Here is a 14,566-nt window from a genome sequence, read left to right on the forward strand (position 1 = left end):
ATGAAACTAAAGACCACATTGTTCGGCAATGTTTATCAGTTTAAGGATGTAAAAGAGGTGCTGGCTAAAGCCAACGAACTGCGTTCGGGGGATGTGCTGGCGGGGGTGGCGGCGGAAAGTTCGCAGCAGCGCGTGGCGGCGAAGCAGGTGCTCTCCGATATGACGGTCGCCGATATTCGTAACAATCCGGTGATTCCTTATGAAGAGGACTGCGTGACGCGCCTGATTCAGGATGACGTCAACGAAACCGCCTATCAGCGGATTAAAAACTGGACTATCAGCGACCTGCGCGAATACGTGCTTAACGATGAGGTCACCAGCGATGACATCGCGTTTGTGCGCAAAGGGCTGACCTCAGAAGTGGTGGCGGCGGTGGCGAAGGTCTGCTCCAACGCCGACCTGATCTACGGCGCGAAGAAAATGCCGGTGATTAAAAAAGCCAACACCACCATCGGCCTGCCGGGCACCTTTAGCTGCCGCCTGCAGCCGAACGATACCCGCGATGACGTGCAGAGCATTGCCGCGCAAATCTACGAAGGGCTCTCGTTCGGCGCGGGCGATGCGGTGATCGGCGTTAACCCGGTAACCGATGACGTGGAGAACCTGACCCGCGTCCTCGATACCGTCTACGGCGTTATCGACAAGTTTAATATCCCGACCCAGGGCTGCGTGCTGGCGCACGTTACCACCCAGATTGAAGCGATCCGTCGCGGCGCCCCGGGGGGGCTTATTTTCCAGAGCATCTGCGGCAGCGAAAAGGGGCTAAAAGAGTTCGGCGTGGAGCTGGCGATGCTCGATGAAGCGCGGGCGGTCGGCGCCGAGTTTAACCGTATCGCCGGGGAGAACTGCCTGTACTTTGAAACCGGGCAGGGCTCGGCGCTGTCGGCCGGCGCGAACTTCGGCGCCGACCAGGTGACGATGGAGGCGCGCAACTATGGCCTGGCGCGGCACTACGATCCGTTCCTCGTCAATACCGTGGTGGGCTTTATCGGGCCGGAGTACCTCTATAACGATCGGCAGATTATTCGCGCCGGTCTTGAAGATCACTTTATGGGCAAGCTGAGCGGCATCTCGATGGGCTGCGACTGCTGCTACACCAACCATGCCGACGCCGACCAGAACCTCAATGAAAACCTGATGATTCTGCTCGCCACCGCCGGCTGCAACTACATCATGGGCATGCCGCTCGGCGACGACATCATGCTCAACTATCAGACCACCGCGTTTCACGATACCGCTACCGTCCGTCAGCTGCTGAATCTACGGCCGTCGCCGGAGTTCGAACGCTGGCTGGAAACCATGGGCATTATGGCAAACGGTCGTCTGACCCAACGGGCGGGCGATCCGTCACTGTTCTTTTGATGACGCGGGGATGACACATGATGGATCAAAAGCAGATTGAAGAAATTGTACGTAGCGTGATGGCGTCAATGGGACAACCGCAGACGGCAGCAGCAGCGCCTGAGGCGACGGTGACGAAGTGCGCCAGCCGGTGCGAGGTCGCGGCGGAGAGCTGCGTGCTGGATTTAGGTTCGCCAGAGGCGAAAGGCTGGATTGGCGTGCAGCAGCCGCATCGTGCGGAAGTGCTGGCCGAACTGAAACGCAGCACCGCGGCGCGCGTGTGTACCGGCCGCGCCGGTCCGCGTCCGCGCACCCTCGCGCTGCTGCGCTTCCTCGCCGACCACTCGCGCTCCAAGGATACGGTGCTGAAAGAGGTACCGGAGGAGTGGGTGAAAACCCAGGGATTGCTGGAGGTGCGCTCCGAAATTAGCGACAAAAACCTCTACCTGACGCGCCCGGATATGGGCCGTCGGCTGAGTCCGGAGGCGATTGACGCGCTGAAGGCGCAGTGCGTGGCGAATCCTGACGTTCAGGTGGTGGTATCCGATGGACTCTCTACCGACGCGATTACCGTCAACTATGAAGAGATCCTGCCGCCGCTGCTGTCGGGCCTGAAGCAGGCCGGACTGAAGGTCGGTACGCCGTTCTTCGTCCGCTACGGGCGGGTCAAAATTGAAGATCAGATTGGCGAAATTCTCGGCGCGAAGGTGGTCATCCTGCTGGTAGGCGAACGTCCGGGGCTGGGGCAGTCGGAAAGCCTCTCCTGTTACGCCGTGTATTCGCCGCGCGTAGCGACCACCGTCGAAGCGGACAGGACCTGTATTTCCAATATTCACCAGGGCGGCACGCCCCCGGTAGAAGCCGCGGCGGTGATTGTCGATTTGGCCAAACGCATGCTGGAGCAGAAGGCTTCCGGCATCAACATGACTCGGTAAGGAGGCATCATGCCTGCATTAGATTTAATTCGCCCTTCGGTGACGGCCATGCGCGTGATTGCCTCAGTGAATGACGGCTTTGCCCGCGAGCTTAAATTACCGCCGCATATACGTAGCCTCGGACTCATCACGGCGGATTCGGATGATGTGACTTATATTGCCGCTGACGAAGCGACAAAACAGGCGATGGTGGAAGTGATCTACGGTCGTTCTCTTTACGCCGGCGCGGCCCACGGCCCTTCGCCAACCGCAGGTGAAGTGCTGATTATGCTGGGCGGCCCGAACCCGGCGGAAGTGCGCGCCGGTCTGGATGCGATGGTGGCGCATATCGAAACTGGGGCCGCGTTCCAGTGGGCCAACGATGCCGAAGATACGGCGTTTCTGGCGCACGTGGTGTCGCGTACCGGCTCTTATCTCTCGTCTACCTCCGGCATTGCGCTGGGCGATCCGATCGCTTATCTGGTGGCGCCGCCGCTGGAGGCGACCTTCGGTATCGATGCGGCAATGAAATCGGCCGACGTGCAGCTGGTGACCTACGTGCCGCCGCCGTCGGAAACCAACTATTCCGCCGCCTTTTTGACGGGAAGCCAGGCCGCCTGTAAAGCCGCCTGTAACGCCTTTACCGATGCCGTTCTGGATATTGCCCGTCATCCAATCCAGCGCGCGTAAGGGGGAAGCGATGATCAACGCCCTGGGATTACTGGAAGTGGACGGCATGGTGGCCGCCGTTGACGCGGCGGATGCGATGCTGAAGGCGGCCAACGTGCGGCTGCTCAGCCATGAGGTTCTTGACCCCGGCAGGCTGACGCTGGTGGTGGAAGGCGACCTGGCGGCATGCCGGGCGGCGCTGGATGCCGGCAGCGCTGCGGCGCAGCGTACGGGGCGCGTTATCAGCCGTCGGGAGATTGGACGCCCGGAAGAGGATACCCAGCGGCTGATCGCCGGTTTTCAACGGCTGCCGCAAACGCCGGAGCCGCCGGTGGTCGTGGAATCCTCAGAACCCTTGCTGACGCTGCTCTCTTCGACGCGTCAGGGAATGACGGCAGGGGAGGTGGCCGCCCATTTCGGCTGGTCGCTTGAAGAGGCCAGGAAGGCGCTGGAGCAGCTCTTTTCTACCGGAGCGTTGCGTAAACGCAGTAGTCGCTATCGCTTAAAAAATTAACCAGTCGGAGGTGCCGGGAACGCGAAAGCGCTCCCGGTTTATCAGATCATGAAAAAGAAAAAACCGGCCAACCTGCACCATCTTTATCATGAAGCATTACCCGAAGACGTTAAACTGACGCCGATGGTCGAGGTGGACAACGTCCATCAGCGGCGGACCACCGATGTCTATGAACATGCCCTGACGATTACCGCCTGGCAGCAGATTTACGATCAGCTGCATCCGGGGAAATTTCACGGTGAATTTACCGAAATCCTGCTCGATGATATTCAGGTCTTTCGCGAATATACCGGCCTGGCGCTGCGTCAGTCCTGCCTGGTGTGGCCGAACTCCTTCTGGTTCGGTATTCCGGCAACCCGCGGCGAGCAGGGGTTTATTGGCTCACAGTGCCTCGGCAGCGCCGAAATCGCCACCCGACCCGGCGGCACCGAGTTTGAGCTCAGCACGCCGGATGATTACACCATTCTGGGCGTAGTGATCTCGGAGGATGTCATTTCCCGCCAGGCCAGCTTCCTGCATCACCCGGAGCGGGTGCTGCATATGCTGCGTAACCAGTCGGCGCTGGAGGTCAAAGAGGAGCACAAGGCGGCGCTGTGGGGCTTTGTGCAGCAGGCGCTGGCGACGTTTAGCGAGAATCCGGAGAACCTTCATCAGCCCGCGGTGCGTAAGGTGTTGGGCGATAATCTCCTGCTGGCGATGGGGGCGATGCTGGAGGAGGCGCAGCCGATGATTACCGCCGAGAGCATTAGCCACCAGAGCTATCGGCGTCTGCTTTCCCGGGCGCGGGAGTACGTGCTGGAGAATATGTCGGAGCCGCTGACGGTTCTCGATTTATGTCAGCAGCTGCACGTCAGCCGCCGTACGCTGCAAAACGCCTTTCACGCCATTCTGGGGATCGGGCCGAACGCCTGGCTGAAGCGCATTCGTTTAAACGCGGTGCGCCGGGAGCTGATTAGCCCGTGGTCGCAGAGCACGACGGTTAAGGATGCGGCGATGCAGTGGGGATTCTGGCACCTGGGCCAGTTCGCTACCGATTATCAGCAGCTGTTCGCCGAGAAACCGTCGCTGACGCTGCATCAGCGGATGCGGCAGTGGGCGTGATGACGATCTATTTAGCGGATGGCGATTCGCGCCGTCATCGCAGGCCTGATAAGCGTAGCGCCATCAGGCAAAACAGCGCCGTATCTGGCCTGCGAACCGCACTATCAGGCAACGTTAAACCCAATCGCGCACCTGAATAAACGCGCTCAGCGCCGCTTCCGGGCTGCCCGCTTCCGGCTGGTAGTCGTATTCCCAGCGCACCAGCGGCGGCATCGACATCAGAATGGATTCGGTGCGGCCGCCGGTTTGCAGGCCGAACAGGGTACCGCGATCCCACACCAGGTTGAACTCCACGTAGCGCCCGCGGCGGTAGAGCTGAAAATCGCGCTCGCGCTCGCCCCAGACCCTCTCTTTACGCCGCTCGACAATGGGCAGATACGCATCGGTGAAGCCATTGCCCACCGCCTGCATAAAGTCGAAACAATGGTCAAAGTTCGGGGTATTCAAATCATCAAAAAACAGGCCGCCGATGCCGCGCTGCTCGTTACGATGCTTGAGGAAGAAGTAGTCGTCGCACCACTTTTTATAGCGCGGATAAACCTCTTCGCCGAAGGGCTGGCACAGGTCGCGAGCGGTGCGATGCCAGTGAACGGCATCTTCTTCAAAGCCGTAGTAGGGGGTTAAATCGAAGCCGCCGCCGAACCACCATACCGGCTCGGCGCCCGGTTTTTCCGCGATAAAGAAGCGCACGTTGGCGTGGCTGGTGGGGATATAGGGGCTGCGCGGGTGCACGACCAGCGAGACGCCCATCGCTTCAAAGCTGCGGCCCGCCAGCTCAGGGCGGTGCGCGGTTGCGGAAGCCGGCATCGCCTCGCCGTGCACGTGCGAAAAGTTAACGCCAGCCTGCTCAAAGATACCGCCATCGCGCAGCACCCGGCTGCGTCCGCCGCCGCCGCCTTCCCGCTGCCAGCTATCTTCGATGAATTCGCTGCCGTCAACGGCGCTGAGCTTTTGGCAGATAGCATCCTGGAGCTGGAGAAGGAAAGCTTTTACCTGGTGCGCATCGGGTCTCATTAACGTCTCTTCGAGTGGGCTTTCTGGTTATCGAACCAGTGGAAATAGCTGATGATGCCGTTGGCAATCGCTGTGGCGATTTTCTGCCGGAACGCGGTGGTGCCGAGCAGTTTTTCTTCGTTCGGATTGGTAATAAACGAGGTTTCTACCAGCACCGACGGAATCGACGGCGATTTCAGCACCACAAACGCCGCCTGCTCGGTATTGCGGCTGTGCAGCTTATGCACCGGCTTGATCTTTTTCAGGATATGCGAACCGAGCGTCAGGCTGTTTTTGATGGTATCAGTTTGTACCAGGTCGAACAGCACTTGCTGCAATAGGTGGTCTTTATCCGTCGTTTTCTTGCCGGCCACTTCATCCGCTCGGTTTTCACGGTCCGAGAGATACTTTGCCATGGCGCTACTGGCGCCGCGGTTGGAAAGGGCGAAAACGGAGGCGCCGGCCGCGCTCGGGTTGGTGAAACCATCGGCGTGAATTGACATAAAAAGATCGGCGCCGTGCTGGTGGGCGATCTCCACCCGGTCATAGAGCGGAATAAATGTATCGCCGCTGCGCGTCAGGCGCGCATCGATGCCGTTGCTGCGCAGAATGCTGCGCACGTTTTTAGCGATCGCCAGCACGACGTGCTTCTCTTTTGAACCGTTATGGCCGATAGCGCCGGTATCAATACCGCCATGGCCCGGGTCGAGCATCACGACGCGTTTGGCGCCTTTTTTCTTCGCTGCGGGTTTGCTGTGCCCATTGGATGTTTTCAATGGCTGTTGTTCTTTCGCGCTGGCCTGTGAGGCGATCCCTGAAAGCGTGATTGCTGCCAGCCCGGCTTTCAGCACCTGGCGGCGCGAAGCAAGTATTTTTAATGGTTTAAAAGTGCTCATTCGGCCTGAATTGCAAACAAGTGGTAACCAATGTTATATCGTATCGTCTTTTCTGATACGACCATTCAAAATAAGAATTGTTTTACTTTTCATTTCAATACATGACAAAGTCATAGTATGCCATTTTTTGCGGCTCATTGCGCCTGATATTGGCTATCGGGCACAATCACGCCATAATCTCTGTTTTTAACCGTCAATGGTGGGGAATACCATGGAGATACGCGTTTTTCGCCAGCAAGATTTCGAAGAGGTCATCACCCTGTGGGAGCGTTGCGATCTCCTTCGCCCATGGAACGATCCGGAAATGGATATTGAACGTAAGCTGAACCACGATGCCAGCCTGTTTCTGGTCGCCGAAGTTAACGGTGAAGTGGTTGGCACGGTGATGGGCGGTTATGACGGGCATCGCGGGTCTGCCTATTATCTTGGCGTGCATCCTGAATATCGCGGTCGCGGTATTGCTAATGCGCTGCTTAATCGGCTGGAGAAAAAGCTGATCGCCCGCGGCTGTCCGAAAATAAATATTATGGTTCGCGAAGATAATGACGTGGTGCAGGGGATGTACGAACGCCTTGGCTATGAGCATTCAGACGTGCTGTGCCTCGGCAAGCGCTTAATTGAAGATGAAGAATACTGAGTTTATCCCCGCCGATTTCGATACCCACGGCCGCCTGCGTTTGCCGTTTCTCTTTTGGTGCGTGCTGCTGCTTCAGGCGCGGACGTGGGTGCTATTTCTGATGGCCGGCGCGTCACGCCAGCAGGGCGACGCGCTGCTGAATCTGTTTTATCCGGACCACGATAATTTTTGGCTGGGATTGCTCCCCGGCATTCCGGCGGTGCTGGCGTTTATCATTAGCGGGCATCGTCAGCGCTTCCCCCGGCTCTGGCCCATGATGCGCTGGCTGCTGGTGCTTTCCCAGCTCTTGCTGTTGGTCTGGCAACCGCTGTTGTGGATGAGCGGCGAGTCGCCTTCGGCGGTGACCATCGGCCTGCTGGCGGCGGATCTTTACGCGCTCTGGTGGCTGTTAAGCAGCCGTCGGCTGAAAGCCTGTTTTCGCGAAGAACAGGTTTAACGGCACTTTTTGCCGATCGCGCACTCCAACTTGCGTTGAATACATCAGAAAGGACACTCAGTCATGAAATCGCTACGTTTACTTCTCTGCGCACTACCGCTGGCTTTAACCGGCTGCTCAACGATGAGCTCGGTGAACTGGTCGGCGGCTTATCCGTGGAACTGGTTTGGTTCCTCTATGGAGGTGAGCGAACAGGGCGTAGGCAACCTGACGGCGTCAACGGCGCTGAGCGAGCAGGCGATCGGCGACGCGCTCGGCAGCAGCTACCGCCTGCGCAGCGGCATGAAAACGGCTAACGGCAATATTGTGCGCTATTTCGAAGCGTTAAAAGATGACAAGGTCGCGCTGACCATCAACGGCGAGAGCGGGACTATTAGCCGCATCGACGTGCGCGATAGCAATATCAAAGCCGCCAGCGGCGTGAAAATCGGTACCCCGTTCAGCGATATCTACAGCAAAGCGTTTGGTAACTGCCAGAAAGGCAGCAACGATAACGGTGCCGTGGTGGAGTGCAAGGCCGAGGGTAGCCAGCATATTAGCTATGCCTTCACCGGCAACTGGAGCGGCCCTGAAGAGCTAATGCCCTCCGACGACACGCTGAAAAACTGGAAGGTGAGCAAGATTATCTGGCGTCGCTAATTTGATCTGAAGTGATTCGAGGTCCTGAAAAAGCGGGTACAATAGCGCCTTAAAAAGCCACAGCGTTGTGGTTGTACTATTTCAGGAGGAGCGATGTCTCAGGTTCAGAGCGGCATTTTGCCGGAACATTGCCGTGCGGCGATTTGGATTGAAGCAAATGTCAAAGGCGATGTTGACGCCCTGCGCGAAGCCAGCAAGGTGTTTGCCGATAAGTTAGCCACCTTTCAGGCGAAATACCCGGAAGCGAAGCTGGGGGCGGTGGTCGCTTTTGGCCATAACGTCTGGCGTCAGCTAAGCGGTGGCGTCGGGGCTGAAGAGCTAAAAGACTTCCCGTCCTATGGCAAAGGTCTGGCCCCGGCCACCCAGTATGATGTGCTAATCCACATTCTGTCCGCGCAGCATGAGCTGAATTTTTCTGTCGCTCAGGCGGCCCTGTCCGCTTTTGGCGCAGCGATTGATGTTAAAGAAGAGATTCACGGCTTTCGCTGGATTGAAGAGCGCGATCTGAGCGGCTTTGTCGACGGTACTGAAAACCCGGCGGGGGAAGAGACCCGCCGTGAAGTGGCGGTGATTCAGGATGGCGTCGATGCGGGCGGCAGCTACGTATTTGTGCAGCGCTGGGAGCACAACCTCAAGCAGCTTAATCGCATGAGCGTTCCCGATCAGGAGATGATGATCGGCCGTACCAAAGAAGCCAACGAAGAGATTGACGGCGACGATCGTCCGGATACCTCTCACCTGAGCCGCGTGGATCTGAAAGAAGAAGGTAAAGGGCTGAAGATTGTGCGTCAGAGCCTGCCGTACGGTACCGCCAGCGGCACCCACGGCCTCTACTTTTGCGCCTACTGCGCGCGTCTGCACAATATTGAACAGCAGCTGCTGAGCATGTTCGGCGATACCGACGGTAAGCGCGACGCGATGCTGCGTTTTACCAAACCGGTGACCGGCGGATACTACTTCGCGCCTTCGCTGGATAGACTGCTGGCGCTGTAAGATCTCCACTAAACCCTCTCCCCGCAGGAGAGGGAACCGTTCGGCGCGGCCGGCAGGCGTCGAACGTGTTCCGGTTCTGCATGCGTGATTCAGATAAGCTTTGCCATTCCCTTATTCTCTTTTCGACTTCCAAATCGCCAAACGGTATATAAAACCGTTACTCCTTTCATAGCCGTTATAAATATGATGATCAGCAGAAAATCATCATATTGATAAGGGTGCGCAATGGCCGTTAAATCACTAAAAAAAGGATATCTGGCGCTGGCTGCTTCTGTGCTGCTGGTCGCGCAGGCGCAGGCGACGGAATTGCTGAACAGTTCCTACGATGTTTCCCGCGAGCTGTTTGCCGCCCTTAACCCGCAGTTCGAACAGCAGTGGGCGAAAGATAACGGCGGCGATAAGCTGACGATAAAACAATCTCATGCCGGGTCATCAAAACAGGCGCTGGCGATTCTGCAAGGGCTGAAGGCTGACGTGGTGACCTACAATCAGGTGACCGATGTCCAGATTCTGCACGACAAAGGCAAGCTGATCCCCGCCGACTGGCAAAGCCGTCTGCCGAATAACAGCTCGCCGTTTTACTCCACCATGGGCTTCCTGGTGCGTAAAGGTAACCCGAAGAATATCCACGACTGGAATGACTTAGTGCGTTCCGACGTGAAGCTGATTTTCCCGAACCCAAAAACCTCCGGCAACGCGCGTTACACTTATTTAGCGGCGTGGGGCGCGGCGGACAAGGCTGACGGCGGCGATAAAGCGAAAACCGAGCAGTTCATGACCCAGTTCCTGAAAAACGTCGAAGTGTTTGATACCGGCGGTCGCGGGGCTACCACGACCTTCGCCGAGCGCGGTCTGGGCGATGTGCTGATCAGCTTCGAATCGGAAGTGAACAACATCCGCAAACAGTATGAAGCGCAGGGCTTTGAGGTGGTTATCCCGAAAACCAACATCCTGGCCGAGTTCCCGGTGGCGTGGGTGGATAAAAACGTCCAGGCCAACGGTACCGAGAAAGCGGCAAAAGCCTATCTCAACTACCTGTACAGCCCACAGGCGCAGACCATCATTACCGATTACTACTACCGCGTGAATAACCCGGACGTGATGAACAAACTGCAAGATAAATTCCCGCAGACCGAACTGTTCCGCGTGGAAGATAAATTTGGCTCCTGGCCTGATGTGATGAAAACCCATTTTGCCAGCGGCGGTGAGCTGGACAAACTGCTGGCGGCGGGGCGTAAGTAATGTTTGCAGTATCGACTAAACGCGTGCTGCCGGGCTTTACCTTAAGCCTCGGGACCAGCCTGCTGTTCGTCTGCCTTATCCTGTTGTTGCCGCTCAGCGCGCTGGTGATGCAGCTTGCCCAGATGAGCTGGGCGCAGTACTGGGACGTGGTGACCAACCCGCAGGTGGTGGCGGCCTATAAAGTGACGCTGCTGTCGGCGTTTGTCGCCTCCATTTTTAACGGCGTGTTCGGCCTTCTGATGGCGTGGATCTTAACCCGCTACCGCTTCCCGGGCCGCACGCTGCTTGATGCGCTGATGGATTTGCCGTTTGCGCTGCCGACGGCCGTTGCCGGCTTAACCCTCGCCTCGCTCTTCTCCGTGAACGGGTTGTACGGCGAGTGGCTGGCGAAATTTGATATTAAAGTCACCTATACCTGGCTCGGTATCGCGGTGGCCATGGCCTTTACCAGCATCCCGTTTGTGGTGCGTACCGTGCAGCCGGTGCTGGAAGAGTTGGGTCCGGAATATGAAGAGGCGGCGGAAACCCTGGGCGCCACGCGCTGGCAGAGCTTTCGCAAGGTGGTGCTGCCGGAGCTCTCCCCGGCGCTGATGGCGGGCGTTGCGCTGTCCTTTACCCGCAGCCTCGGTGAGTTCGGCGCGGTGATTTTTATCGCCGGCAACATTGCGTGGAAAACGGAAGTGACCTCGCTGATGATTTTTATTCGTTTGCAGGAGTTTGATTACCCGGCGGCGAGCGCGATTGCTTCGGTGATCCTCGCGGCCTCGCTGCTGCTGCTGTACTCGATTAACACTCTGCAAAGTCGCTTTGGTCGACGTGTGGTAGGTCACTGATGGCGGAAGTTACGCAATTGAAGCGATACGATGCGCCCCGCATCAACTGGGGTAAATGGTTTCTGATCGGTGCGGGCGTGCTGGTTTCCGCGTTTATTCTCGTCGTGCCGACGGTGTATATCTTCGTTCAGGCCTTCAGCAAGGGGCTGATGCCCGCGCTGGAAAACCTGGCGAACCCGGATATGCTGCACGCCATCTGGCTGACCGTGCTGATTGCATTGATCACCGTGCCGGTGAACCTGGTGTTCGGCACGCTGCTGGCGTGGCTGGTGACGCGCTTTAACTTCCCGGGACGTCAGCTGCTGCTGACCCTGCTGGATATTCCTTTTGCCGTGTCGCCGGTGGTAGCGGGCCTGGTGTATCTGCTCTTTTACGGCTCCAACGGGCCGCTGGGCGGCTGGCTGGATGAGCACAACCTGCAGATCATGTTCGCCTGGCCGGGCATGGTGCTGGTGACGGTCTTTGTGACCTGCCCGTTTGTGGTGCGCGAGCTGGTGCCGGTGATGTTAAGCCAGGGGAGCAACGAAGACGAAGCGGCGGTGCTGCTGGGCGCGTCAGGCTGGCAGATGTTCCGCCGCGTGACGCTGCCGAATATCCGCTGGGCGCTGCTTTACGGCGTGGTGCTGACCAACGCCCGCGCGATTGGCGAGTTTGGTGCCGTTTCCGTCGTCTCCGGCTCTATTCGCGGTGAAACCCTGTCGCTGCCGTTACAGATTGAGCTGCTGCAGCAGGACTACAACACCATCGGTTCGTTTACTGCCGCCGCGTTGCTGACGCTGATGGCTATTTTGACCCTGTTTTTGAAGAGTGTGGTGCAGTGGCGTTTAGAAAATCAGGAAAAACGTCAGCATCAGGAGGGAAATCATGAGCATTGAGATTGCCAATATTAAGAAGTCTTTTGGTCGCACCCAGGTGCTGAATGATATCTCGCTGGATATCCCTTCCGGACAAATGGTGGCGCTGCTCGGGCCGTCTGGCTCCGGTAAAACCACGCTGCTGCGTATTATCGCCGGGCTTGAGCATCAGACCAGCGGGCACATCCGCTTTCACGGCACCGACGTGAGCCGTCTGCATGCCCGCGATCGCAAGGTGGGCTTTGTATTCCAGCATTACGCGCTGTTCCGCCATATGACCGTGTTCGACAATATTGCGTTTGGCCTGACCGTACTGCCGCGCCGCGAGCGCCCGAATGCGGCGGCCATCAAAGCGAAAGTGACCAAACTGCTGGAGATGGTACAGCTTGCGCATCTGGCGGATCGCTTTCCGGCGCAGCTCTCCGGCGGGCAGAAGCAGCGCGTGGCGCTGGCGCGTGCGTTAGCCGTTGAACCGCAGATACTGCTGCTGGATGAACCCTTCGGCGCGCTGGACGCCCAGGTGCGTAAAGAGCTGCGTCGCTGGCTGCGTCAGCTGCATGAAGAGCTGAAGTTCACCAGCGTCTTCGTCACCCACGATCAGGAAGAGGCGATGGAAGTTGCCGACCGCGTGGTAGTGATGAGCCAGGGGAACATTGAGCAGGTTGACGAGCCGGAGCAGCTCTGGCGCGAACCGGCGACCCGCTTTGTGCTGGAATTTATGGGCGAGGTGAACCGTCTGCAGGGCACCATTCGCGGCGGACAATTCCACGTGGGCGCGCACCGCTGGCCGCTGGGCTATACCTCCGCGCATCAGGGGCCGGTCGATCTGTTCCTGCGTCCGTGGGAAGTTGACGTGAGCCGCCGAACCAGCCTCGATTCACCGCTGCCGGTGCAGGTGCTGGAAGCTAGCCCTAAAGGTCACTACACGCAATTGGTGGTACAACCGCTGGGCTGGTATACCGAGCCGCTGACCGTGGTCATGCGCGACGACGTCCCGCCGCACCGGGGAGAGCGCCTGTTTGTCGGTCTGCAGCATGCCCGTATTTATCACGGGAAGGAACGCATTGAGACGCGCGAGGATATTGCTCTGGCGGAGTCAGCCTGATAGGTTATCGCGTATGTTTTTCGCCCGGTGGCGTAATGCTTACCGGGCTTTTTATTGGGCAAAACCGTGAATACATTAGAACAAACAATCGGCAACACGCCTCTGGTCAAACTGCAGCGCATGGGGCCGGACAACGGCAGCGAAATCTGGGTCAAACTTGAAGGCAACAATCCGGCGGGGTCGGTGAAAGACAGGGCGGCCCTGTCGATGATTGTCGAGGCCGAAAAGCGCGGAGAGATTAAACCCGGTGATGTGCTGATTGAAGCGACCAGCGGCAACACCGGCATTGCGCTGGCGATGATCGCCGCGCTTAAAGGCTATCAGATGAAGCTGCTGATGCCGGACAACATGAGCCAGGAGCGCCGTGCCGCCATGCGCGCCTACGGTGCGGAGCTGATTCTGGTCACCAAAGAGCAGGGAATGGAAGGCGCGCGTGACTTAGCGTTAGCCATGGCGCAGCGCGGCGAAGGCAAGCTGCTCGATCAGTTCAACAACCCGGACAACCCGTACGCGCACTACACCACTACCGGGCCGGAAATCTGGCAGCAGACCGATGGGCGGATCACCCATTTTGTCTCCAGTATGGGCACCACCGGCACCATTACCGGCGTATCGCGTTTTCTGCGCGAGCAGGATAAAGCGGTGAGCATCGTGGGGCTGCAGCCGGAAGAGGGGAGCAGTATTCCCGGAATTCGCCGCTGGCCTGCCGAATATATGCCGGGCATTTTTAACGCGCAGCTGGTGGACGCGGTGCTCGATATCCATCAACAGGATGCCGAAAACACCATGCGGATGCTGGCGGTGAAGGAGGGGATTTTCTGCGGCGTCAGTTCCGGCGGCGCGGTGGCGGGCGCGCTACGTGTGGCGGGTGAAAATCCTGGCGCGGTAGTGGTGGCGATCGTTTGCGATCGCGGCGATCGCTACCTTTCTACCGGCGTATTTGGCGAAGAGCACTTTACCCAAGGCGCGGGAATTTAAACCTCGGGCGCGTCGAGCAGGTCCGTACCGTAGGAGTTATCCACGGTGCAGAGCCAGCGTTCACCCTGCTGATGAAAGACATAGGTTGCGCGCCGCGTGACCTGTGTTATCCCGGCTTCCGCCGTCGGGATATCCAGCCGGGTTTCCATAATCACCAGCGCATTGCCGCCGCCTTCGATAATCTCCATTTTTCCCTGCGTCACCACCAGCCGGTGCTGGAAATAGTCGGCAATGGCGATAAACGCGTTGCGGATATTTTCTTTGCCCCGCACTACCATGCCTGGCTTGACGACCAGCGCGGCGTCATCAGCGTAATACTCCATCAGTGTCGCGTAATCCTCCTGGGAGATAGCGCGATCGCAGGCTTCGATGGCGGCTTTAAGCTGTGGGTTGGGATTGGGCATTTCTGGCGATCCTTAAA

General features: G+C 58.2%; 17 protein-coding genes. 14 read left to right on the forward strand and 3 right to left on the reverse strand.

Annotation, left to right across the window (positions count from 1 at the left end; genetic code table 11):
- The 5 genes from eutB to eutR are packed head-to-tail and all read left to right on the forward strand — an operon-like array spanning position 1 to position 4,539.
- On the forward strand, positions 1–1,362 hold the full coding sequence (eutB, locus tag JLG71_RS07385) for an ethanolamine ammonia-lyase subunit alpha (RefSeq protein ID WP_004104373.1): 1,362 nt from the start codon (positions 1–3) through the stop codon (positions 1,360–1,362).
- 20 nt (positions 1,363–1,382) lie between these two features.
- Complete coding sequence (gene eutC / locus JLG71_RS07390) at positions 1,383–2,276, forward strand: ethanolamine ammonia-lyase subunit EutC (protein WP_048261025.1); 894 nt, start codon at positions 1,383–1,385, stop codon at positions 2,274–2,276.
- 9 nt (positions 2,277–2,285) lie between these two features.
- Complete coding sequence (eutL, locus tag JLG71_RS07395; protein WP_109241392.1) at positions 2,286–2,945, forward strand: ethanolamine utilization microcompartment protein EutL; 660 nt, start codon at positions 2,286–2,288, stop codon at positions 2,943–2,945.
- Between the two features lie 10 nt (positions 2,946–2,955).
- Entirely contained in the window at positions 2,956–3,438 is a 483-nt protein-coding gene (gene eutK, locus JLG71_RS07400) for an ethanolamine utilization microcompartment protein EutK (RefSeq protein WP_014230327.1), read from the forward strand.
- 48 nt (positions 3,439–3,486) lie between these two features.
- Entirely contained in the window at positions 3,487–4,539 is a 1,053-nt protein-coding gene (eutR, locus tag JLG71_RS07405) for an HTH-type transcriptional regulator EutR (protein WP_025106630.1), read from the forward strand.
- A 114-nt stretch (positions 4,540–4,653) separates the two neighbouring features.
- On the opposite strand, the gene hemF is transcribed toward eutR, so the two are convergent.
- Both hemF and amiA read right to left on the reverse strand, forming a co-directional pair.
- Positions 4,654–5,553 carry an oxygen-dependent coproporphyrinogen oxidase gene (gene hemF / locus JLG71_RS07410; protein ID WP_047723139.1) on the reverse strand — a complete coding sequence of 300 codons (900 nt, stop codon included), beginning with the start codon at positions 5,551–5,553 and terminating at the stop codon, positions 4,654–4,656.
- Entirely contained in the window at positions 5,553–6,428 is an 876-nt protein-coding gene (gene amiA, locus JLG71_RS07415) for an N-acetylmuramoyl-L-alanine amidase AmiA (protein WP_004870750.1), read from the reverse strand. Before amiA ends, hemF begins: the two co-directional genes overlap by 1 nt.
- Before the next feature lie 211 nt (positions 6,429–6,639).
- Between amiA and JLG71_RS07420 the strand changes: the two genes are divergently transcribed.
- From JLG71_RS07420 to cysM, 9 genes are all read left to right on the forward strand, one after another.
- Positions 6,640–7,065, forward strand: a complete 426-nt coding sequence (locus tag JLG71_RS07420; RefSeq protein ID WP_004853033.1) for a GNAT family acetyltransferase — start codon at positions 6,640–6,642, stop codon at positions 7,063–7,065.
- Positions 7,052–7,501 (forward strand): DUF2919 domain-containing protein, encoded by a 450-nt coding sequence (locus tag JLG71_RS07425; RefSeq protein ID WP_004853030.1) that lies wholly within the window; start codon positions 7,052–7,054, stop codon positions 7,499–7,501. Before JLG71_RS07420 ends, JLG71_RS07425 begins: the two co-directional genes overlap by 14 nt.
- Before the next feature lie 63 nt (positions 7,502–7,564).
- Positions 7,565–8,140, forward strand: coding sequence for an RpoE-regulated lipoprotein (locus tag JLG71_RS07430; protein WP_014839169.1), 576 nt, complete (start codon positions 7,565–7,567; stop codon positions 8,138–8,140).
- Positions 8,141–8,233: 93 nt separating this feature from the next.
- Entirely contained in the window at positions 8,234–9,133 is a 900-nt protein-coding gene (locus tag JLG71_RS07435) for a Dyp-type peroxidase (RefSeq protein WP_009654897.1), read from the forward strand.
- Between the two features lie 225 nt (positions 9,134–9,358).
- Positions 9,359–10,375: a thiosulfate/sulfate ABC transporter substrate-binding protein CysP gene (gene cysP, locus JLG71_RS07440; RefSeq protein WP_049069738.1), complete on the forward strand. Its 1,017-nt coding sequence runs from the start codon at positions 9,359–9,361 to the stop codon at positions 10,373–10,375.
- The gene (gene cysT, locus JLG71_RS07445; protein ID WP_004123378.1) at positions 10,375–11,208 is read left to right on the forward strand and encodes a sulfate/thiosulfate ABC transporter permease CysT; all 834 of its coding nucleotides are present in this window, start codon (positions 10,375–10,377) and stop codon (positions 11,206–11,208) included. The genes cysP and cysT overlap by 1 nt, the downstream gene beginning before the upstream one ends.
- Entirely contained in the window at positions 11,208–12,083 is an 876-nt protein-coding gene (gene cysW / locus JLG71_RS07450) for a sulfate/thiosulfate ABC transporter permease CysW (RefSeq protein ID WP_004853017.1), read from the forward strand. Before cysT ends, cysW begins: the two co-directional genes overlap by 1 nt.
- On the forward strand, positions 12,073–13,167 hold the full coding sequence (gene cysA, locus JLG71_RS07455) for a sulfate/thiosulfate ABC transporter ATP-binding protein CysA (protein ID WP_004853015.1): 1,095 nt from the start codon (positions 12,073–12,075) through the stop codon (positions 13,165–13,167). Before cysW ends, cysA begins: the two co-directional genes overlap by 11 nt.
- A gap of 66 nt (positions 13,168–13,233) precedes the next feature.
- Positions 13,234–14,145, forward strand: coding sequence for a cysteine synthase CysM (gene cysM, locus JLG71_RS07460; protein ID WP_014230319.1), 912 nt, complete (start codon positions 13,234–13,236; stop codon positions 14,143–14,145).
- Here cysM and JLG71_RS07465 read toward each other — a convergent pair.
- Positions 14,142–14,549, reverse strand: a complete 408-nt coding sequence (locus JLG71_RS07465; RefSeq protein ID WP_047723142.1) for a YybH family protein — start codon at positions 14,547–14,549, stop codon at positions 14,142–14,144. The two genes, cysM and JLG71_RS07465, sit on opposite strands and share 4 nt — an antisense overlap.
- Between the last annotated feature and the right edge of the window lie 17 nt (positions 14,550–14,566).

The organism is Klebsiella michiganensis (genome assembly GCF_015139575.1).
GTDB lineage: Bacteria > Pseudomonadota > Gammaproteobacteria > Enterobacterales > Enterobacteriaceae > Klebsiella > Klebsiella michiganensis.